The 21,344-nt window shown below is 52.9% G+C and carries 22 protein-coding genes, 1 tRNA gene and 1 pseudogene; 14 read left to right on the top strand and 10 right to left on the bottom strand.

All coding sequences use genetic code 11. The features are described from left to right. Window positions 1-262 precede the first annotated feature (262 nt). Complete coding sequence (locus FDW95_RS13560) at window positions 263-643, top strand: inner membrane protein YbjM (protein WP_096759440.1); 381 nt, start codon at window positions 263-265, stop codon at window positions 641-643. A gap of 34 nt (window positions 644-677) precedes the next feature. On the opposite strand, the gene FDW95_RS13565 is transcribed toward FDW95_RS13560, so the two are convergent. Beyond that, window positions 678-941: a GrxA family glutaredoxin gene (locus FDW95_RS13565; RefSeq protein WP_115258962.1), complete on the bottom strand. Its 264-nt coding sequence runs from the start codon at window positions 939-941 to the stop codon at window positions 678-680. A gap of 172 nt (window positions 942-1,113) precedes the next feature. On the opposite strand from FDW95_RS13565, the gene FDW95_RS13570 reads away from it, so the two are divergent. The 10 genes from FDW95_RS13570 to rlmC all read left to right on the top strand — a co-directional run bounded on the left by FDW95_RS13570 (window position 1,114) and on the right by rlmC (window position 9,973). Continuing rightward, on the top strand, window positions 1,114-1,404 hold the full coding sequence (locus tag FDW95_RS13570; protein WP_096757712.1) for a DUF1418 family protein: 291 nt from the start codon (window positions 1,114-1,116) through the stop codon (window positions 1,402-1,404). Beyond that, window positions 1,388-2,110 carry a nitroreductase NfsA gene (nfsA, locus tag FDW95_RS13575; RefSeq protein ID WP_115258961.1) on the top strand — a complete coding sequence of 241 codons (723 nt, stop codon included), beginning with the start codon at window positions 1,388-1,390 and terminating at the stop codon, window positions 2,108-2,110. The genes FDW95_RS13570 and nfsA overlap by 17 nt, the downstream gene beginning before the upstream one ends. 59 nt (window positions 2,111-2,169) lie before the next feature. Then, on the top strand, window positions 2,170-3,072 hold the full coding sequence (gene rimK, locus FDW95_RS13580; protein WP_115258960.1) for a 30S ribosomal protein S6--L-glutamate ligase: 903 nt from the start codon (window positions 2,170-2,172) through the stop codon (window positions 3,070-3,072). Between the two features lie 90 nt (window positions 3,073-3,162). Then, entirely contained in the window at window positions 3,163-3,639 is a 477-nt protein-coding gene (locus FDW95_RS13585) for a YbjN domain-containing protein (protein ID WP_096757709.1), read from the top strand. A 431-nt stretch (window positions 3,640-4,070) separates the two neighbouring features. Further along, window positions 4,071-5,183: a spermidine/putrescine ABC transporter substrate-binding protein PotF gene (gene potF / locus FDW95_RS13590; RefSeq protein WP_115258959.1), complete on the top strand. Its 1,113-nt coding sequence runs from the start codon at window positions 4,071-4,073 to the stop codon at window positions 5,181-5,183. Window positions 5,184-5,320: 137 nt separating this feature from the next. After that, window positions 5,321-6,454 (top strand): putrescine ABC transporter ATP-binding subunit PotG, encoded by a 1,134-nt coding sequence (gene potG / locus FDW95_RS13595; RefSeq protein WP_115258958.1) that lies wholly within the window; start codon window positions 5,321-5,323, stop codon window positions 6,452-6,454. Between the two features lie 9 nt (window positions 6,455-6,463). Further along, the gene (gene potH, locus FDW95_RS13600; RefSeq protein ID WP_115258957.1) at window positions 6,464-7,417 is read left to right on the top strand and encodes a putrescine ABC transporter permease PotH; all 954 of its coding nucleotides are present in this window, start codon (window positions 6,464-6,466) and stop codon (window positions 7,415-7,417) included. Continuing rightward, the gene (potI, locus tag FDW95_RS13605; protein WP_115258956.1) at window positions 7,414-8,259 is read left to right on the top strand and encodes a putrescine ABC transporter permease PotI; all 846 of its coding nucleotides are present in this window, start codon (window positions 7,414-7,416) and stop codon (window positions 8,257-8,259) included. The genes potH and potI overlap by 4 nt, the downstream gene beginning before the upstream one ends. A 36-nt stretch (window positions 8,260-8,295) precedes the next feature. Next, the gene (locus FDW95_RS13610; protein ID WP_096757704.1) at window positions 8,296-8,805 is read left to right on the top strand and encodes a YbjO family protein; all 510 of its coding nucleotides are present in this window, start codon (window positions 8,296-8,298) and stop codon (window positions 8,803-8,805) included. A 40-nt stretch (window positions 8,806-8,845) separates the two neighbouring features. Further along, complete coding sequence (rlmC, locus tag FDW95_RS13615) at window positions 8,846-9,973, top strand: 23S rRNA (uracil(747)-C(5))-methyltransferase RlmC (RefSeq protein ID WP_115258955.1); 1,128 nt, start codon at window positions 8,846-8,848, stop codon at window positions 9,971-9,973. 137 nt (window positions 9,974-10,110) lie between these two features. On the opposite strand, the gene FDW95_RS13620 is transcribed toward rlmC, so the two are convergent. From FDW95_RS13620 to FDW95_RS13630, 3 genes are all read right to left on the bottom strand, one after another. Continuing rightward, window positions 10,111-10,198: transfer RNA gene (locus tag FDW95_RS13620), tRNA-Ser, on the bottom strand. Window positions 10,199-10,346: 148 nt separating this feature from the next. Next, a complete protein-coding gene (locus FDW95_RS13625; protein WP_137363525.1) occupies window positions 10,347-11,024 on the bottom strand; it encodes an isochorismatase family protein in 678 nt (225 codons plus the stop codon). A gap of 16 nt (window positions 11,025-11,040) precedes the next feature. Continuing rightward, window positions 11,041-11,901, bottom strand: a complete 861-nt coding sequence (locus FDW95_RS13630) for a pirin family protein (protein WP_115258953.1) — start codon at window positions 11,899-11,901, stop codon at window positions 11,041-11,043. A gap of 108 nt (window positions 11,902-12,009) precedes the next feature. Here FDW95_RS13630 and FDW95_RS13635 point away from each other — a divergent pair, with 108 nt between their 5' ends. After that, a complete protein-coding gene (locus FDW95_RS13635; protein ID WP_115258952.1) occupies window positions 12,010-12,921 on the top strand; it encodes a LysR family transcriptional regulator in 912 nt (303 codons plus the stop codon). Between the two features lie 78 nt (window positions 12,922-12,999). On the opposite strand, the gene infA is transcribed toward FDW95_RS13635, so the two are convergent. From infA to trxB, 6 genes and pseudogenes are all read right to left on the bottom strand, one after another. Continuing rightward, on the bottom strand, window positions 13,000-13,218 hold the full coding sequence (infA, locus tag FDW95_RS13640; RefSeq protein WP_002211347.1) for a translation initiation factor IF-1: 219 nt from the start codon (window positions 13,216-13,218) through the stop codon (window positions 13,000-13,002). Continuing rightward, window positions 13,146-13,503: pseudogene (locus FDW95_RS13645) on the bottom strand (hypothetical protein). The gene infA and the pseudogene FDW95_RS13645 overlap by 73 nt, the downstream one beginning before the upstream one ends. Next, on the bottom strand, window positions 13,504-14,208 hold the full coding sequence (gene aat, locus FDW95_RS13650; protein ID WP_096757699.1) for a leucyl/phenylalanyl-tRNA--protein transferase: 705 nt from the start codon (window positions 14,206-14,208) through the stop codon (window positions 13,504-13,506). It lies immediately after the preceding pseudogene. Window positions 14,209-14,251: 43 nt separating this feature from the next. Continuing rightward, window positions 14,252-15,973, bottom strand: coding sequence for a cysteine/glutathione ABC transporter ATP-binding protein/permease CydC (gene cydC / locus FDW95_RS13655; protein ID WP_115258951.1), 1,722 nt, complete (start codon window positions 15,971-15,973; stop codon window positions 14,252-14,254). After that, a complete protein-coding gene (gene cydD / locus FDW95_RS13660) occupies window positions 15,974-17,740 on the bottom strand; it encodes a cysteine/glutathione ABC transporter permease/ATP-binding protein CydD (protein WP_115258950.1) in 1,767 nt (588 codons plus the stop codon). It lies immediately after the preceding gene. A gap of 114 nt (window positions 17,741-17,854) precedes the next feature. After that, a complete protein-coding gene (gene trxB / locus FDW95_RS13665) occupies window positions 17,855-18,823 on the bottom strand; it encodes a thioredoxin-disulfide reductase (protein WP_096757696.1) in 969 nt (322 codons plus the stop codon). Window positions 18,824-19,407: 584 nt separating this feature from the next. Here trxB and lrp point away from each other — a divergent pair. Then, window positions 19,408-19,902 (top strand): leucine-responsive transcriptional regulator Lrp, encoded by a 495-nt coding sequence (gene lrp, locus FDW95_RS13670; RefSeq protein ID WP_000228473.1) that lies wholly within the window; start codon window positions 19,408-19,410, stop codon window positions 19,900-19,902. A 134-nt stretch (window positions 19,903-20,036) separates the two neighbouring features. Beyond that, on the top strand, window positions 20,037-21,344 hold a 1,308-nt coding region (locus FDW95_RS23835), incomplete at its 3' end, for a DNA translocase FtsK 4TM domain-containing protein (RefSeq protein WP_249359086.1).

The raw sequence follows: 21,344 nt of genomic DNA on the forward strand, positions 1-21,344 counted from the left end.
CTAACTTCTTGTTTACTAGTAAGCTATTGAAAGAAATGGCAATTTACGCTAATGTTTTTGCCAGAAATTAAGGGGCGACAGCATCGTACACAGCCCCAAATAAAGCAGCATGACGATATATGCGGCTAGTTTAATCTCATTACGTTTCAACGGCTATAAGAATCGTGTGAGTGCGTTTTTGGCATGGAATGCCGAACGACTTTATCTGACTGGACGCCTTTGGGCGAAAAGAGTGTTCGATAGAGAGTGTCAGGAGGAACGATTGAAACATAGGCAAGGTTGGGCGGGTGCGATCTGCTGCTTTGTGCTTTTTATTGTGGTGTGTCTTTCATTGACGCTGAACGTGAAAGGAGCATTTAAGGCGGCTGGGCATCCTGAGGTTGGGTTGTTGTTTTTTATATTGCCAGGAGCAGCGGCCAGCTTTTTTTCCCATCGTCGTGAGGTGCTTAGACCTCTTCTCGGTGCAATGCTGGCGGCACCGTGTTGTTTGTTATTGATGCGATTTGTGTTTATGCCTACGCGTTCGCTGTGGCAAGAGCTTGCATGGTTGTTTAGTGCGGTGTTTTGGTGCGCGCTTGGCGCATTGTGTTTTCTGTTTATCAGTAGCCTATTTAATCAGCATCAGCAGCGGAAAAAACACTGATTACGCCCTCCAGTGGAGGGCGTAGAGACGGCAATCAGGCGAACAGATTCACATTCTCTTTTGCCCATGCTTCGAAATCCGTGCAGCCGCCGATGTGTTTCTGATCGACAAAAATCTGCGGTACGGTCTCTACCGGCTTACCAACCGTCTTTTCCAGTTCGGTTTTTGAGATCCCTTCAGCATGAATATCAATGTAGCGGAAGTTAAAATCTTCATGCTCATTGCTTAATTTTTCTGCCAATTCTTTTGCGCGCACGCAATACGGGCACCCTGGGCGACCAAAAATAACAGCAAACATCTCACTCTCCTCGAACTTATCAGGCCAGATGGCGAATGACTGTATGATGCCGCGATTTATGTCGGATGGAAAGTAGGTTCGGCCTGTTGCTTTGATACATCTACTCTATATCTGTTAAACATGAGAACTCGGAACGTTTTATACTACGAGCCACTTCGCCGGGAGGCCACGTATGCGCACTGTGGGTGTGTTACCTAAAAGCATATTGATTCTGGAAACGATCGGTATGGTGTCGTTAGCGCTGGCGCTATTGTCGCTTAACGATTATCTCACCTTACCCGCGCCGCTTAACAGTCCATTGGCCTGTGTGGTGATGATTTTTCTGGGGGTTTTGTTGATGCTTCCCGCCGCTGTGTTTTTAATGTGGCGCATTGCGCAACTGTTGGCGCCGCAGCTGATGTCGCGAACATCCAGCGTATCTTCCCGTTCAGCCAGAGAAAAAAGAGATGACTCCAACCATTGATTTACTTCGCAGCCACCGTTCTATTCGCCATTTTACCGAGGCGTCGATTTCGGATGCGCAGCGCGAGGCGATTATAGCTGCCGCGCAAGGCACCTCGAGCTCCAGTTTTTTACAGTGCAGCACGATTATTCGGGTGACGGATAAGGCCCTGCGAGAGTCGCTGGTGACGCTGTCAGGTGGGCAGCCGCACGTGGCGAAGGCTGCCGAATTCTGGGTGTTCTGCGCCGATTTTAACCGTCATTTACAGATTTGCCCTGACGCACAGCTGGGACTGGCAGAACAACTGCTGCTGGGCGTGGTTGATACGGCGATGATGGCGCAAAATGCGCTGACGGCTGCAGAGTCGCTGGGGCTTGGCGGTGTATATATTGGCGGACTGCGCAACAATATTGCGTCTGTAACTGAGTTACTGAAACTGCCGCAGCATGTTCTGCCGCTGTTTGGTCTGTGTCTCGGTTGGCCTGCAGATAATCCCGATATCAAGCCACGACTGCCTGCGGCCATTGTGGTGCATGAAAATCAATACCAGCCGCTCGATAAGGACGCCCTGGCTCACTATGATGAACAGCTTGCGCAGTATTATCTGACCCGTGGCAGCAACACGCGTCGTGATACCTGGAGCGATCATATTCGCCGCACCATCATCAAAGAAAATCGCCCCTTTATTCTGGAATATTTGCACAAACAGGGATGGGCTACGCGCTAAAGATTTTAACCCGGTGTATGATACGCCGGCTTTCAGCAGGTCTTTCAGAGAGGTGCAGGGTGAAAATTGCCATTTTGTCCCGGGACGGAACGCTCTATTCTTGTAAGCGCCTGCGTGAAGCGGCGATGCAGCGCGGTCACCTGGTTGAAATTATCGATCCCCTTTCCTGTTATATGAACATTAGTCCGGCGGCGTCTTCGATTCATTACAAGGGCCGCCGGCTCCCTCATTTTGATGCGGTCATCCCACGAATCGGCTCGGCGATTACCTTTTACGGTACGGCGGCGTTGCGCCAGTTCGAGATGTTAGGGAGTTATCCGTTGAATGAGTCAGTGGCGATCACCCGTGCGCGCGATAAGCTGCGCTCATTGCAACTGCTGGCACGTCAGGGAATCGATCTCCCGATTACCGGAATCGCGCACTCACCGGACGATACCAGCGACATGATTGATATGGTCGGCGGCGCACCGTTGGTGGTGAAACTGGTAGAAGGCACGCAGGGTATCGGTGTGGTGCTGGCCGAAACGCGTCAGGCCGCGGAGAGCGTCGTGGATGCATTTCGAGGACTGAACGCACATATCCTTGTGCAGGAATATATTAAAGAGGCCAAAGGGCGGGATATTCGCTGTTTTGTCGTAGGGGACGAGGTAGTGGCTGCTATTGAGCGTCGGGCTAAAGAGGGCGATTTTCGTTCTAATCTCCATCGCGGTGGCGTGGCCAGTATTGCCAATATTACGACGCGTGAAAGGGACATCGCGATAAAAGCCGCCCGAACCATGGGCCTGGATGTGGCTGGCGTTGATATTTTGCGTGCAGACCGCGGGCCGCTGGTCATGGAAGTTAACGCTTCTCCGGGGCTTGAAGGCGTGGAGAAAACCACGGGGGTTGATATTGCCGGACGGATGATCAAGTGGATCGAACGTCATGCAACTCCGGAATTTTGTCTTAAAATCGGCGGCTGAACGCAATATCGATGGCGATCGTGGTATGAGGCGGTCTTTTTGCGTAAGCTGTGCCGGTAATTTTTTCATCGAAAGAGGTCGCACATTATTATGACATCACTGGTCGTTCCCACTCTGGATACGTTGCGTCAATGGCTCGACGACCTGGGCATGAGTTTTTTTGAATGCGATACCTGTCAGGCGCTGCATTTACCTCATATGCAAAACTTTGACGGCATCTTTGATGCGAAAATTGATTTGGTGGATAACGTCATACTGTTCTCTGCGATGGCGGAAGTCAGGCCATCGGCGTTGCTGCCGTTGGCTGCCGATCTGTCATCCATTAATGCCAGTTCGCTGACGGTGAAAGCCTTTCTGGACATGCAGGATGATAATCTGCCAAAGCTGGTGGTTTGCCAGTCTTTATACGTTGTGCCGGGCGTCACGTTTGAGCAGTTCGAATGTTTTGTTCGCCAGAGCGAAGAGCAGATATCCATGGTGATCCTTGAAGCCGGGGCGCATCAACTATTATTTAACGCTGAAGAAGATGTGCAAAACAGCGGTACTGAGACCCATTTCCTCCATTAATATTTCCTGAGCAATGATGCCAAAAGCGCAGCCGCTGCCAGAGCGGTTGCGTATTACCCTATTTTTATTCTGCATTTAACCTTTTATTAAAGAATTATTCACCTAACTTCCACGCCTCCTGCCTTATGTCATAGATAAATCCTGCATAAAAAATTGATAAAAGACGTTTTTTTAACTGGGCTATATCCTCGAATCCTGGCTAAAGTTATTCTGGCGAGGCTTATAAACGTCATCCTTCAATGAACCCTTTATGGGCTGCATGCGACCGCAATGCATGTTGAATGATTCCGCGATTATCAGCGAGCCATAGCGGCACAGGGGAAGCCTCTTTTCTTATTTGTGCTGAATGAAAGAATATGCACGTTTCTTGCATATCATAGAGTGTGAATTTTTTGTTCGTTTGTTAACGAACTTTCAGAAGGAAAGAGATTATGACCGCCTTAAATAAAAAATGGTTATCAGGCCTGGTTGCGGGTGCTCTGATAGCCCTCTCTGCCGGCACGCTCGCTGCTGAACAAAAAACGCTGCATATTTATAACTGGTCTGATTATATCGCCCCCGACACGGTGGCTAATTTTGAAAAAGAGACCGGCATTAAAGTGGTTTATGATGTGTTCGACTCCAATGAAGTACTGGAAGGTAAGCTCATGGCGGGTAGCACTGGCTTTGACCTTGTCGTTCCTTCCGCCAGCTTCCTTGAGCGTCAGCTTACTGCGGGTGTTTTCCAACCGCTGGACAAAAGTAAACTGCCAGACTGGAAAAACCTCGATCCCGAATTGCTGAAGCTGGTGGCGAAACACGATCCAGACAACAAGTTTGCGATGCCGTATATGTGGGCAACCACCGGTATTGGCTACAACGTGGATAAAGTGAAGGCGGTGCTGGGCGCGGATGCGCCGGTCGACAGTTGGGATCTGATCCTGAAGCCGGAAAATTTGGAAAAACTCAAAAGCTGCGGCGTCTCGTTCCTTGATGCCCCCGAAGAAGTGTTTGCCACCGTGCTGAATTACTTGGGTAAAGACCCCAACAGTACCAAAGCGGACGATTACACCGGACCGGCAACCGATCTGCTGTTGAAGCTGCGTCCGAATATTCGTTATTTCCACTCTTCTCAATACATTAACGATCTGGCAAACGGTGATAGCTGCGTGGCAATTGGTTGGGCAGGGGACGTATGGCAGGCCGCTAATCGCGCGAAAGAAGCGAAAAATGGCGTCAATATTTCCTTCTCAATTCCAAAAGAAGGGGCGATGGCGTTCTTCGATGTTTTCGCCATGCCTGCGGATGCTAAAAATAAAGACGAAGCGTATCAGTTCCTCAACTATCTGCTGCGTCCGGATGTGATTGCCCATATTTCCGACCACGTGTTCTACGCCAACGCGAACAAAGAGGCGACGGCGTTGGTCAGCCCTGAAGTTCGTGACAATCCGGGGATTTACCCGCCGGCCGATGTGCGAGCTAAGTTGTTCACTCTGAAAGTACAGGATCCGAAGATCGATCGTGTCCGTACTCGTGCCTGGACCAAGGTGAAAAGCGGGAAATAACCCGCGTCAGGGAGATGACCCGGCGGCGCGTAAGTCCGCCGGGACACCCGAACCCTGAACACTCATAACCCGGCAATACGCACCATGCTGGTGCGTTATTTGCACTGTTTCTTTGTTTTATGCCGGAGAGCACTCACGTGAATGATGCGACCCCCCGCCCACAGGCGAAGACCCGCAAAGCGCTAACCCCGCTGCTTGAAATTCGTAATCTGACCAAGTCTTTCGATGGCCAGCACGCCGTCGATGACGTCAGCCTGACTATCTACAAAGGCGAAATATTTGCCCTGCTAGGGGCCTCCGGCTGCGGCAAATCAACTCTGCTGCGCATGCTGGCGGGCTTTGAACTGCCGACCACCGGGCAAATTATGCTCGATGGTGTCGATTTAGCACACGTCCCGCCGTATCTGCGCCCGATTAATATGATGTTTCAGTCCTACGCGCTGTTCCCACATATGACGGTGGAGCAGAACATTGCCTTTGGCCTGAAGCAGGACAAGTTGCCGAAAGCTGAAATTACCAGCCGGGTCAACGAGATGCTGGACCTGGTGCATATGCAGGAATTTGCCAAACGCAAACCGCATCAGCTTTCCGGCGGTCAGCGACAGCGTGTGGCACTGGCGCGCAGCCTGGCAAAACGTCCTAAACTGCTGCTGCTGGACGAACCGATGGGGGCGCTGGATAAAAAGCTACGTGACCGCATGCAACTGGAAGTGGTCGATATCCTCGAACGTGTGGGTGCGACCTGTGTGATGGTAACGCACGATCAGGAAGAAGCCATGACGATGGCGGGGCGTATTGCGATCATGAATCGCGGCAAGTTCGTGCAAATCGGCGAACCTGAAGAGATTTACGAGCACCCGACCACCCGCTATAGCGCGGAATTTATTGGCTCGGTAAACGTGTTCGAGGGGCTACTGAAAGCGCGTCAGGAAGACGGCCTGATCATTGACTCTCCGGGGCTGGTCCATCCGCTGAAAGTCGATGCTGATGCCTCCATCGTTGATAACGTCCCGGTGTACGTCGCGCTGCGTCCGGAAAAAATTATGCTCTGTGAGACTCCACCGGCGGATGGCTATAACTTTGCGGTGGGGGAAGTGGTTCACATTGCCTATCTCGGTGATTTGTCGGTGTACCACGTGCGTTTAAAAAGCGGCCAGATGTTGAGTGCCCAGCTACAAAACGAACATCGCTACCGTAAGGGGCTACCGACCTGGGGCGATGAGGTGCGTTTGTGTTGGGATGCGGACAGTTGCGTAGTGTTGACGGTTTAAGGAGTGAAAATGCGTACACTTGAACCTCCGGCGCGCGTGGACAACGCGAGCCGTTTCACGCTGTTTATGTCGCGGATGCAGATGAAGCATGGGCGCAAGGTGGTTATTGCGCTGCCGTATATCTGGCTGATTCTGCTGTTTTTGCTGCCATTTTTAATCGTCTTTAAGATCTCTTTTTCTGAGATGGCGCGGGCGATACCCCCGTATTCTGACCTTATATCATGGGCAGACGACCAGCTCTCCATCACGCTCAATGTTGGCAACTTCCTGCAACTGACGGCTGACCCGCTGTATGTTGATGCTTACCTGCAGTCGTTGCAGGTGGCGGGGATTTCGACGATCTGCTGTTTGCTACTGGGATATCCACTGGCATGGGCTGTGGCACACAGCAAACCGTCAACGCGGAATATTCTGCTGTTGCTGGTGATCCTGCCTTCCTGGACCTCGTTTTTGATTCGCGTGTATGCCTGGATGGGGATCCTGAAAAATAACGGGATCCTGAATAATTTTCTGATGTGGCTGGGAGTTATCGATCAGCCGCTGACGATCCTGCACACCAATCTGGCGGTCTATATCGGGATTGTTTATGCATATTTGCCGTTTATGGTACTGCCGATCTACACCGCGTTGACACGTATCGACTATTCGCTGGTGGAAGCGGCGCTGGATCTTGGGGCCCGACCGCTGAAAACGTTCTTTAGCGTGATCGTGCCGTTGACCAAAGGTGGGATCATCGCAGGCTCAATGCTGGTGTTTATCCCGGCGGTCGGGGAGTTTGTGATCCCTGAACTGCTGGGCGGGCCGGACAGCATTATGATTGGCCGTGTGTTGTGGCAGGAGTTTTTCAATAACCGTGACTGGCCGGTGGCGTCGGCTGTGGCCATTATTATGCTGCTGTTATTGATTGTGCCGATCATGTGGTTCCATAAATATCAGCAAAAAAGTGTGGGGGAACACGGATGAATAATTTACCCGTCGTTCGCTCACCGTGGCGTATTTTTACCCTGGTCATAGGGTTCACTTTCCTGTACGCGCCGATGCTGATGCTGGTTATCTATTCGTTTAACAGCTCCAAACTGGTGACGGTCTGGGCAGGGTGGTCAACGCGCTGGTACGGTGAATTGCTCCACGATACTGCAATGATAAGCGCTGTCGGGATGAGTTTGACCATTGCTGCTTGTGCGGCGACGATGGCGTCGATCCTCGGCACGATTGCTGCGGTGGTGCTGGTGCGCTTTGGTCGTTTCCGGGGTTCGAATGGCTTTGCCTTTATGATAACAGCGCCGCTGGTTATGCCGGATGTCATCACTGGCCTGTCGCTGTTGTTGCTGTTTGTCGCCATGGCGCATGCTATTGGCTGGCCGGCAGATCGCGGGATGTTAACCATCTGGCTGGCGCACGTCACTTTCTGTACGGCGTATGTGGCGGTTGTTATCTCCTCGCGTTTGCGCGAACTGGATCACTCCATCGAAGAAGCGGCGATGGATCTTGGCGCCACGCCGCTGAAGGTCTTCTTTGTCATCACGCTGCCGATGATTATGCCGGCGGTGATTTCCGGCTGGCTGTTGGCTTTCACCCTGTCGCTTGACGATCTGGTGATCGCCAGCTTTGTTTCCGGTCCTGGGGCGACGACGTTGCCGATGCTGGTGTTCTCCAGCGTACGTATGGGGGTTAATCCAGAAATTAACGCGCTGGCGACGCTGATTCTTGGCGTGGTAGGAATTATCGGATTTATCGCGTGGTACCTGATGGCCCGGACAGAAAAGCAGCGGTTGCGCGATATCCAGCGTGCAAGACGCGGCTGAAAAAACTAAAATCTGCCAACCTCTACTCGGTGCAGCATGTGGCGCTGCACCGTTTTCACGGAAGACGACGCGTTGGGATTTTTTAAGAAATCATCCACATCACATGCTCGCTTAAACGTTCCTGCTTTAGTGCAGGTGGCGGCGCTCGCTATTATTATGATCCGCGGCCTCGATCTGTTGATGATTTTCAATACGTTGGGTGTGAGCGGGACAATGGCATTTATCCAGCGTAGCGTGCAGACCTGGAATTTAACGCTGGTGTTTTTAAGCAGTCTGATACTAGTGTTTATCGAAATTTACTGTGCCTTTTCATTGGTCAAAGGACGTAACTGGGCGCGCTGGATTTATCTGTTTACCCAGGTGGTGGCCTCCGGTTATTTGTGGGCGGCATCGTTAGGTTATGGTTACCCCGAGCTGTTCAGTATTGCGGGTGAATCGAAGCGTGAAATTTTTCGCACGCTGGTGATGCAGAAATTACCGGATATGCTGGTGCTGTTGTTGCTGTTTGTTCCGGCATCCAGTCGACGGTTCTTCCGTCTGCAATAATGTGTATAATCTTCGCCCCGGTTAATTTGAAGGTTTTCTTATGCAGTGCGCTCTTTATGACGCCGATCGCTGTCGTTCCTGTCAGTGGATAACACAGCCCGTTGGCGATCAACTCCGTGCAAAAATGGCCGATCTCCAGACTCTTCTTACCGACTATTCGGTCGGGGAGTGGTGCGCGCCCGTCGCTGGCCCGGAGAGCGCTTTTCGTAATAAAGCCAAAATGGTGGTGAGCGGTAGCGTGGAAAAACCGCTATTGGGCATGCTGCATCGTGACGGTACACCTGAAGATTTGTGCGACTGTCCGCTTTATCCTGCCTCATTTGCGCCGGTATTTTCCGCACTAAAACCCTTTATCGCCCGTGCCGGGTTGACGCCTTACAACGTAGCGCGTAAGCGGGGCGAACTGAAATATGTGCTGTTAACGGAAAGCCAGTTTGACGGCGGTATGATGCTGCGTTTTGTCTTACGCTCAGAGGCCAAGCTGAGCCAACTGCGCGCGGCGTTGCCGTGGCTGCAGGCGCAGTTACCGCAGTTAAAGGTGATAACGGCCAATATCCAACCAGTGCATATGGCGATTATGGAAGGGGAGACAGAAATCTTCCTGACGGAGCAGCAGGCGCTGGCTGAACGTTTTAATGATGTACCGCTGTGGATCCGCCCGCAGAGTTTCTTTCAAACCAACCCGGTAGTGGCTGAGCGTTTGTATGGCACGGCTCGCGATTGGGTGCGTCAGCTTTCGGTCAACCATATGTGGGATCTGTTTTGCGGTGTTGGCGGTTTTGGCCTGCATTGCGCTACGTCGCAGATGAAACTGACGGGTATCGAGATCGCACCAGAGGCGATCGCCTGTGCGAAACAATCTGCGCAGACGTTGGGGTTACAGAATCTGCACTTTCAAGCGCTCGATTCGACCCAATTCGCGACGGCACAGGAAGACGTTCCGGATCTGGTGCTGGTGAATCCGCCGCGTCGGGGCATTGGTAAACCCCTGTGTGATTATCTTTCCAACATGGCACCGCCGTTTATCATCTACTCCAGCTGTAATGCGCAAAGCATGGCGAAGGATATTGGCGAGCTGCCAGGCTATCGCATAGAACGGGTTCAACTTTTCGATATGTTCCCGCACACCGCGCACTATGAAGTATTGACGCTGCTCAGCCGACAATAGTTTCTTTTCTTCGCAGGGAATGCCTGATGACGCTTCGCTTGTCAGGTCTAAGGATGGATGCGGGTTGTTGGCCGCATTCGGCAAATGCAATAGACGAAAAAAAAGCCCGTACTTGCGTACGAGCTCTTCTTCAAATATGGCGGTGAGAGAGGGGTTCGAACCCTCGATACGTTGCCGTATACACACTTTCCAGGCGTGCTCCTTCAGCCACTCGGACACCTCACCGTATTGTATTGCTGCCTGACCGCTTGGGGGGCAACGGGGCGCTACTATAGGGAGTTGCGCTAAAACGGTCAAGCAGAATTTACGTCTTCACTCTCGTTTGGTTACGCAATAGACATATTCTGCGCCCGGACAGGCGCAGAGAACATGATTAGCGCTGAGAGTCCAGTTTTTCACCGTTGGTGACGACTTCCTGAGCCTTGCTGTAGCTTTCGATCAGCAGCTGATAGGCTGGGAAGATTTTGGTATACACTTCCGCCCATTCAGCGGCATCTTCCCGGTTCCAGGTCCGCTGTATTTCAGACGCAACGGCTGCGGTATCCATTGGCACCACGCCTGCCTGTACCACTCGCGCCAACGTGATTTCCTGCGCCATCTTGCTGTAAGTGCCGGAAGCGTCAATGACGGCAAACACTTTATACCCTTCCGCTACCGCGCTGATGGCCGGGAAAGCCATGCAAACGCTGGTAATGGTACCGGCGATAATCAGCGTTTTACGACCCGTTGCTTTGACGGCTTTAACAAAGTCTTCGTTATCCCAGGCGTTGATCTCGCCTTTGCGCGCCACGTACTGAGCATGGGGCGCATTGGCGTGGATTTCCGGAATCAACGGGCCGTTGGGTCCCTGTGGAACGGAGGCGGTGGTGATCACCGGAATCTTCGCCAGGGTGGCTATTTTTGCCAGCGCAGCGGCACGGGCACGCAGTTCGGGCATTGGCATATCACCGACGGTCTGAAAAAGACCGCTCTGGTGATCGATAAGCAGCATCACGGCATCATCTACGTCGATAACCGGGCGTGAACCATTAAAATTTGCAGGACTGGACATCGTATTCTCCTTCGCTTTAGATTTGGCCAAAACGGCCGGAGTTGAAATCGCGTACGGCTTCGGCGATCTCTTGTTTTGTGTTCATCACAAACGGACCGTAACCGACAATGGGTTCATTTAACGGTTCGCCTGACAGCAGCAGCACGCTGGCGTCGCTACTAGCCTCGATATGTAGGGTTTTACCCTGCTGGCTTAATACCACCAGTTGCGCCTCACCCGCGGAGGTGGCACCGTTGATGGTGATCGTGCCTTTCAGCACCACCAGCGCAGTGCTCCATCCTTCCGGCTGGGACAGCGTGACCGGGCGATTACTTTGCAGGCGCATGTCCCACACATTTAACGGTGAGTAGGTATGCGCGGGGCCTTTCGTGTCCTGATAGCTGCCCGCAATCACGCGCACGGTACCTGCGTCATCTGGCAGGTCGACGGTGGGAATAACGTCGCTGCTGATGCCCTGATAACCCGGCACGGTCATTTTGTCTTTGGCTGGCAGGTTGACCCACAGCTGGACCATTTCCAGCTCGCCGCCCTTACGGGTAAATTCCGGCGAATGAAATTCTTCGTGTAAAATCCCGGCCCCTGCTGTCATCCACTGCACATCGCCTGGACCGATAATGCCGCCGCGCCCGGTTGAGTCGCGATGTTCAACTTCACCGCTGTAAACAATGGTCACTGTTTCAAAACCACGGTGCGGGTGCTCACCGACGCCGCGCTTTTCATTACCCGGTGTAAAGGTATGCGGACCCGCGTAATCCAGCAGCAGGAACGGACTGAGCTGCTCAGCATGAGACTGGTAAGAGAACATCGAGCGAACTGGAAATCCATCGCCAACCCAGTGTGGGCGAGGTGCGGTATAGACGCCTGTTACGTGTTTCATATGTATCTCCTCAGTGGCGTTATCTTGATGTGAATAAGCTTATATCCATGACAGCGAGCTGAGTAGTGGCTAAAATAGTCCTCACCGTCTCATTAATAGGACAATAAGATGACGAAGTTGGATCTCAATGATTTCGCATGGTTTGTGCATGTTGTCGAAGAGGGAGGATTCGCAGCGGCAGGCCGTGCGCTTGATGAGCCCAAATCCAAACTCAGTCGGCGTATTGCGCAACTGGAGGAGAGACTGGGGGTGCGTTTGATTCAGCGAACAACCCGGCAGTTTAATGTCACGGAGGTCGGGCAGACCTTTTACGAACACTGTAAGGCGATGTTGGTGGAGGCACAGGCGGCACAGGATGCCATTGCGGCGTTGCAGGTTGAGCCACGTGGCATTGTTAAACTGACGTGCCCGGTGACGCTGTTGCATGTCCATATCGGCCCCATGCTGGCCCGGTTCATGGCGCGTTATCCGGATGTCGCAGTACAGCTTGAAGCCACGAATCGCCGCGTTGACGTCGTCGGAGAAGGTCTGGATGTGGCGATTCGCGTCCGACCTCGTCCTTTTGAAGACAGTGATTTGGTCATGCGGGTGCTTGCTGACAGAGGGCACCGGCTGTATGCCAGTCCGCGATTGGTTGAGCAGATGGGGATATTACACGCCCCAGCAGAGCTGACCCGTTGGCCCGGGCTGAGTCTGGCAGCGGGGAAACATGTTCATCGTTGGGAGTTGTTTGGCCCACAGGATGCCCGCGCGGAAGTGCATTTTACGCCGCGTATGATCACCACAGATATGCTGGCGCTGCGCGAGGCCGCGGTTGCCGGGGTAGGCGTGGTGCAACTCCCGCAGTTAATGGTCAAGGATCAATTAGCCGCAGGGGAGCTGGTGGCATTGCTGGATGGCTGGGAACCGAGGCGGGAGATTATTCACGCGGTCTTTCCATCGCGTAGGGGGTTATTACCCTCGGTGCGCGCATTAGTGGATTTCCTGACGGAAGAATATGCACGCATGATTGAGGACTAAAGCCTCAAATTTGGCCCACAAAAAAGGCCGGATATACCGACCTTTTATTATCTGGACGCCAGTCTGGCGTGAAAAAAATCAGCGACTACGGAAGACAATGCGGCCTTTGCTCAGGTCGTACGGGGTCAGTTCAACAGTCACTTTGTCTCCCGTCAGGATGCGGATATAGTTTTTACGCATTTTACCGGAGATGTGTGCAGTAACCACGTGACCGTTTTCTAACTCTACGCGGAACATGGTATTAGGTAACGTATCGAGAACGGTACCCTGCATTTCAATATTGTCTTCTTTGGCCATCTAATCCTCTGGGGTATCACTACCGTAATTTGAACCGGCAAGATAATGCCGAAGTTCTTTTAATAAGTAAAGATTTGCGCGATTAAAATACAGCAAATCAAGTTTGGCGCATTACTCTATCCACACACGGCAAAGCCGCACTTAAAGCGCAACGTGTAAGGGAACGATGAGATAAACGATAGGCGTTGCCTGACGCGAACTGTTCCTTAACGGCGGCGGGGTAATGGGCTAAACCAACTCTGCGACGCAATTATAACACCCCGACAAAAAATGTGCCGAAAACATTCACTCCTGAGGTAAAAATAACGTCCGGGGTACCCAAAAATGGCTGGGTAACCGCTGCTGGCGCAGTCTGCTCAAGTGTTCAAGGTACTCCCGACGCGGCGTTTCGACGGCGCCCAGCGACGCTGTATGTCCATTTAACACCTGACAGTCAATTAACTTCCCACCCTGCTGGCTAAATTCAGCGCAAAAAACAAGCAACGCGGTTTTTGAGGCATTTTCCTGACGACTGAACATTGATTCACCGCAGAAGAGCGTGCCTTGCGAAACGCCGTACATACCGCCGACTAATTCATTGTGCCGCCACACTTCAATGGAATGCGCGTGCCCCAATTCATGCAGGCGGTGGTAAGCGTCAACAATATCACGCGTTATCCAGGTCCCTTCTTCGCGGTCATTGGCACAACCTTCAATCACCTGACCAAAGGCGTAATTTAACGTGACACGATAAGGTGAGTGTTTATGAAAACGCTTCATGCTACGGCTAAGATGAAATGTCTCAGGCCACAAAATGGCGCGCGGATCGGGCGACCACCAAAGAATTGGGTCGCCAGGAGAAAACCACGGAAAAATACCGCGCTGGTACGCCATAAGCAGACGGGCAGGGCTGAGATCGCCACCCAGCGCTAACAAACCGTTAGGTTCGCGTAACGCGCCTTCCGGTGACGGGAAGGCGATAGAATTGCGGGACAGTTGCACCAGGCGCATGACAGCGAAACTCCACTACGCGAGTCGATCGTTCAATAATAGCTTACAGACGTTGCTTAAACTGGTAATAACGCCCCTGCCTGGCTAACAGATCTGCGTGATTACCTTGCTCAATAATGTGTCCGTTGTCCATCACTATTATTTGATTAAAACGCGATAGCCCGCGCAGGCGATGCGTCACCATCAATACCGTTTTATCTCGCATGACATCACTAATCAATTCAAGCATTTGGCTTTCGGTGGTAGCGTCCAGTCCTTCGGTAGGTTCATCCAGCAGCATCAGCGGGGCATCGTGGAGTACCGCGCGAGCGATTGCCAGACGGCGGAGTTCGCCGCCGGAAAGCTGACGACCCCCTTCACCTAACCAGGCGTTGAGGCCATCATCTTCCAGCAGTTTTTCCAGACCAACGCGGCACAGTATTTCGGATAATGCGTCATCACTGGCCTGCGGCGCGGCCAGCAGCAGGTTGTCGCGTAATGTGGCGCTAAACAGGTGCACACGTTGCGGCACAACGCTGATGCTTTGACGCAGCGTTGACTCACTCAGGGTTGAAATCGGGCGGTCGTTAAACAAAATTTCACCGTGTTGCGGGTTCCAGGCGCGGGTCAGCAGTTGTAGCAGGGTGGACTTTCCACAGCCGGTGCGGCCGAGAATCGCAACATGCTCGCCGGGTTTTGCTTGCAGGGAGAGGGTATCCAGCGCATTTTGCGCCTGGCCCGGGTAGCTGAAACAAACGTCGCGCAGCGTGAGGGTAATCGGCCCAGAAACCGTCGATCCTGCGTCGGGGAAAGTGACTTCCGGTTTTTGTTCCGTCAGTTCTGTAATGCGCAGGGCAGAGGCGATCACTTGACCGAGGTGCTGAAATGCACCCGTTACCGGGGCCAGGGCTTCAAATGCGGCCAGTGCGCAGAACACAAACAGCGCAATCAGCGCACCTGGCTGGGTATTGCCTCCCACGCCGCCCGAGGCCATCCAGAGCATCACGATGACGGCCAGTGCGCCAATCACCAGCATTAGGGCCTGAGACAGCGCCGTTAATTCGGACTGGCGACGCTGAGCTTCGTGCCACTGTAACTCTGTGGCTTCCATTTGTGCTCGATAGCGAACACTTGCGCCAAAAATGGTCAGCTCGGCCTGGCCCTGCAGCCAGGAGGTCAGCTGTTGGCGATATTGCCCGCGCAGGTGCGTCAGGTTTTGCCCGGTACGTTTTCCGGCCTGATAAAACAGAGGAGGCAAAATAAACAAGGTCAGCAGCATGATGCCGCCAAGGGTGATGGCCAGCGTGAGATCGAGCACGCTCAGACCCAGCGTCACCACCATAATCACGACAAATGCCCCAACCAGCGGAGAGATGACGCGCAGATAAAGGTGATCAAGCGTATCGACATCCGCAACGATGCGGTTAAGCAGTTCACCCTGGCCATAACGGGCCAGACCCGCCGGAGAGAGTGGCAGCAGCTTACTAAATGTATAAATACGCAGGTGCTGCAACACACGGAATGTCGCGTCGTGACTGACCAGTCGCTCGAAATAACGACCTGCGGTACGGGTGATCGCCGCACCGCGCACGCCGGCAGCGGGGAGCATATAGTTAAAACTGTAAATCCCGGTGACGCCAACCACCGCGGAAGCGGAGAGGAACCAACCGGAAAGTGTCAGCAAGCCGATACTGGCTAATAGCGTGATGATCGCCAGAATAATTCCCAGCGTTAACATCCATTTATGACGTTTATACAGCGTCAGATAAGGTAGCAAAGCGCGCATTTAGATGTCCTCCTGACGGTGAGCCAGCAGTGTTGCAAAAGTCCCGTTGGCTGCGCTCAGTTGAGCATAAGTGCCTTGCTCGACGATCTGTCCGTCCTGCATGACCCAAATGGCATCCCACTCGGTAAGGTCTTCAAGCTGGTGCGTGACCATCAGCGTGGTCTGGCGGCGTGATGCTGCATTCAGCGCCTGCATGACGCGCTGCTCGCTGTGCGCATCGAGGCTAGCGGCGGGTTCGTCCAGTAGCATTAGCTGACACGGATTGAGCAAGGCGCGGGCGACGGCAACGCGCTGCGCTTGCCCGACGGAAAGCCGGGCGGCCTGATCGCCGACCGGGGTATCCACGCCCTGAGGCAGCAGGGGTAAAAACTCACTTACCCAGGCGCTGTCGAGCGCGGCCTGAAGCTGTTGTTCACTGGCATCTGGACGTGCCAGCAGCACATTATCGCGCAACGTTGGGGCAGGAAGCTGTGGGTTCTGTCCTACCCACGACAGCTGTTTTCGCCAGGAGTCAGGAGCCAGGGAGCGAAGCTCAAAACCATTAATTCGCAGCGAACCCTGGTACGAGAGAAAACCAGAAAGGGCGTTCAGCAGCGAGCTCTTACCAGAGCCGCTACGTCCCACCAGTACCGCGCGCTGACCGGCTGGCAGCGAGAAGTTAAGTGGACCAGCAAGCACTTTTCCTTCCGGGGAGGTGATAACCAGATCTTCTGCGGTAATCGAAACCGGCTCTTTTACGGCCAGCTCAATGTCGCCACGTTCAGGATGCGCCAGCGGCGTTTCCATGAACGTTTTCAGGCTGTCTGCGGCACCGACGGCCTGGGCTTTGGCATGATAAAACGTGCCCAGATCGCGCAAGGGCTGGAAAAACTCAGGCGCAAGAATCAGTGCCAGGAATCCAGAGGCTAAGGTAACACCAACGCCATAGTGGCCGAAGTTGAGTTCGCCGAGGTACGAGAAGCCAAAGTAAACCGCCACCAGCGCGATGGACAGCGAGGTGAAAAATTCCAGTACGCCGGAGGAGAGGAACGCGAGGCGCAGAACTTCCATGGTGCGCTGGCGAAAATCTTGTGATGCCGCACGAATGCTTTCTGTTTCCGCTTCGCCGCGACCAAATATTCTTAACGTTTCCATACCACGCAAGCGGTCGAGGAAATGACCGCTGAGTCGGGCTAGCGCCTGAAAGTTACGTCGGTTAGCATCAGCAGCGCCCATACCGACCATTGCCATAAACATGGGGATTAGCGGTGCAGTGCCAAGCAGAATAAGGGCAGCTATCCAGTTAGACGGGAAAATGGCCGCGACAATCAAAATGGGGACGCAGACGGCAAGCGCCATTTGCGGCAGATAACGCGCGTAGTAATCATGCATATCGTCAATCTGCTCGAGCACCAACGTGGCCCAACTTCCGGCTGGTTTACCCTGGATCCACGCGGGGCCTGCCTGTTGCAGACGGTCCAGAACCTGACGGCGAATTTCAAAACGAATGTGCTGTCCCGCGTGAAAACCGACCCGCTCACGTAGCCAGACCACCCATGCACGCAGGATGAAAATCAGCACTAATACGATGAAAGGGAGCAGAAGGGCTTCGCGGGGAATATTATCCATGATCATGTGATCAAGAATGCGTGCCAGGAGCCAGGCCTGAGCGACAATTAACAGGCCGCTGACGAAGCCTAACAGGCGTGAAATATTCAGCCAACGCTGGGAAATGACACTTTGCTGTTTTAACCAGCGTGTTAGCTCTTTTTGACGGGTTTTATTCATTGCTCGCTTAGCAGGTGAGTTATAGGAATTTTTAGGCAGGACAATGTTACAACGGGGCAAAAATAAAGGCGACTGATAGTCGCCTTTTTTACTTTTGTTACTGATTTGTAAAACTTATTTGCAGGCGTCAGCCAGACCGTCGAGATAACGCTCTGCATCAAGGGCTGCCATACAACCCGTACCTGCAGAGGTAATCGCCTGGCGATAAATATGGTCCATCACGTCACCGGCCGCGAACACGCCTGGAATGCTGGTTTGCGTCGCATTACCGTGAATGCCGGACTGAACTTTGATGTAGCCGTTTTCCAGCTCAAGCTGGCCTTCAAAAATCGCGGTGTTCGGGCTGTGACCAATGGCGACAAACAGTCCTGCAACGTCCAGAGACTCGACGTTATCGGTGTTTTGGGTATCACGCAGACGCAGTCCGGTGACGCCCATTTGATCGCCGGTTACTTCTTCCAGCGTGCGGTGCGTGTGCAGCACGATGTTGCCGTTTTCGACTTTATCCATCAGGCGCTTGATAAGGATTTTTTCTGCACGGAAGCTGTCGCGACGGTGAATCAAATGCACTTCAGAGGCGATATTCGCCAGATACAACGCTTCTTCTACAGCCGTGTTGCCACCGCCGATAACCGCCACCTTCTGGTTGCGATAGAAGAATCCGTCACAGGTCGCACAGGCAGAAACACCGCGACCTTTAAACGCTTCTTCAGACGGTAAGCCAAGGTAGCGAGCGGAAGCGCCGGTGGCGATAATCAACGCATCGCAGGTGTACTCGCCGCTGTCGCCGGTCAGACGGAACGGACGGTTCTGCAGATCAACCTTGCTGATGTGATCAAAAATGATTTCCGTCTCAAATTTTGTCGCATGCTCATGCATACGTTCCATCAGCAGTGGGCCCGTAAGATCGTGCGGGTCGCCAGGCCAGTTTTCGACTTCCGTCGTCGTGGTCAACTGACCCCCTTTTTCCATACCGGTAATCAGTACCGGTTGCAGGTTTGCGCGTGCAGCATAGACCGCAGCGGTATACCCGGCAGGGCCTGAACCCAGAATAAGAAGTTTACTGTGTTTGGTCGTGCCCATGAGATCCCCATAGTTGTTGGCAGGCAATGAACTGGATTGTAGGGAATTTGCAGGCGTAAAAAAAGAGCATGGCAATTTTGTTAACAATTTGTGCAATAGCGGGAGCCGATGATCGGCCAGACAGGCGGCAAGGACGTCAACCAACGCACAGGTAACATGAAGTATGACGGGACATAACGATTTCTACTTAAAATCGGCCAGTTATAAGGCGATAAAATGACGATTTTCCATCACTCCCAATGAATAACTGGCATGTTGTACTAAAAATCGATGTTTTGCTTTGACAATCCCCTGCTGTTTTGCGAAAACATTCAAGGAAGAAAAAAACTGTGTCGTGTGTGTGCTGCATAATCATGCATCCAGATACCATGTTTACCGAGTTAGCGAAATCTACGCATGGTGTGGACAGATGCCATTCGTGATGTCGATAGCCGCCGACAGGCAACGGTCTTCTCACCATAAACCCAGACATTTCACACCGTAAATCCCTCTGGGTTTCGGGTATTGTGATGGGTAGCGACTCTGAACAGTGATGTTAGAAGGGTCAGGCAGGAGTAGGGAAGGAATACAGAGAGACAATAATAATGGTAGATAGTAAGAAGCGCCCTGGCAAAGATCTCGACCGTATCGATCGTAACATTCTTAATGAGCTGCAAAAGGATGGGCGTATTTCTAACGTCGAGCTTTCTAAACGAGTGGGACTTTCACCAACGCCCTGCCTTGAGCGTGTGCGTCGGTTAGAAAGACAGGGATTTATTCAGGGCTATACGGCGCTGTTAAACCCGCATTATCTGGATGCATCACTTCTGGTTTTTGTTGAGATTACTCTGAATCGTGGCGCACCGGATGTCTTTGAGCAGTTCAACACTGCAGTGCAAAAACTTGAAGAAATTCAAGAGTGTCATTTGGTTTCCGGTGATTTCGACTACCTGCTGAAAACACGCGTACCGGATATGTCAGCATACCGCAAGCTATTGGGGGAAACCCTGCTGCGTCTGCCTGGCGTGAATGACACACGTACTTACGTGGTAATGGAAGAAGTTAAACAGAGCAATCGTCTGGTAATTAAGACGCGCTAACACGGAACAGGTGCAAAATCGACGTAGTTTGATTACACTCCTGTTAATCCATACAGCAACAGTGCCGGGGCAACCCGGTGCTGTTGTCCGTTTTAGCATCGGGCAGGAAAAGCCTGAAACCTGGAGAGCCGTTTTTGAGCCAGGAATACACTGAAGACAAAGACGTCACATTGACGAAGTTAAGCAGCGGGCGCCGACTTCTGGAAGCGCTACTGATCCTTATTGCCCTTTTTGCCGTCTGGTTGATGGCTGCCTTACTCAGCTTTAACCCTTCGGATCCCAGCTGGTCGCAAACCGCGTGGCACGAGCCTATCCACAATCTTGGGGGAATACCCGGAGCATGGTTGGCGGACACGCTGTTCTTTATTTTTGGCATCATGGCCTACACCCTACCTGTGATCATTGTTGGGGGCTGTTGGTTTACCTGGCGACATCAGGCCAGTGACGAGTACGTTGACTATTTCGCCGTATCGCTGCGCATCATTGGCGTTCTGGCGCTCATTCTCACCTCTTGCGGACTGGCGGCAATCAATGCCGATGATATCTGGTATTTCGCGTCTGGCGGCGTGATTGGCAGTCTGCTCAGTACCACGCTACAACCTCTGCTGCATAGCAGCGGGGGAACACTCACACTATTGTGTATCTGGGCGGCAGGTCTGACGTTGTTTACCGGTTGGTCATGGGTGAGCATTGCGGAAAAACTGGGCGGCTGGTTACTCAATATCCTGACCTTTGCCAGTAACCGCACTCGTCGTGACGATACATGGGTCGATGACGAAGAATATGAAGACGATGAAGAGTCCGTCGACATCGCCGAAGGAAAACCGCATGAATCACGCCGGGCGCGTATTCTTCGTGGGGCATTAGCACGTCGTAAGCGGCTGACCGAGAAGTTTACCAATCCGCTTGGTCGTCATACCGATGCTGCACTGTTCTCCGGTAAACGGATGGACGACGAAGATGAAATTGAATACAGCGCCCGTGGTGTTGCCGCCGATCCGAATGATGTTCTGTTCTCGGGTAATCGCGCGACGCTGCCTGAATATGATGAGTTCGACCCGCTGCTAAGTGGTCACTCGGTGACTGAGCCTGTGACAGCCGCAGCAGCAGCCACGGCGACCGCGCAGGCCTGGAGTGCGCCAGCCGATCCTTTAATGCAAGCTCCGCTGGTTTCCGGTGGCGTTCCTGTTCAGCCTGCACCGACTGCTGCATGGCAACCTGCGCCAGCGCCACAGGTGGCTGAGCCGGTTGTGACTCCTGCCTACGAAGGTTATCCGCAGCCTGCACAATATACTCAACCGACGGCACAGCCTTATGAGCCGTGGCAGCAGCCCGCACCGGTTGAGCCTCAGCCGCAATATGCTGTGCCGCCCGTTGTCGAACCTCAATACCAACAGCCGGTAGCTCCGCAGCCGCAAATGCAGCCGCAGTGGCAGCCGCCT

Origin of the sequence: Citrobacter sp. wls718 (genome assembly GCF_005280945.1) — a bacterium.
GTDB classification, from domain to species: Bacteria; Pseudomonadota; Gammaproteobacteria; order Enterobacterales; family Enterobacteriaceae; genus Citrobacter; species Citrobacter gillenii.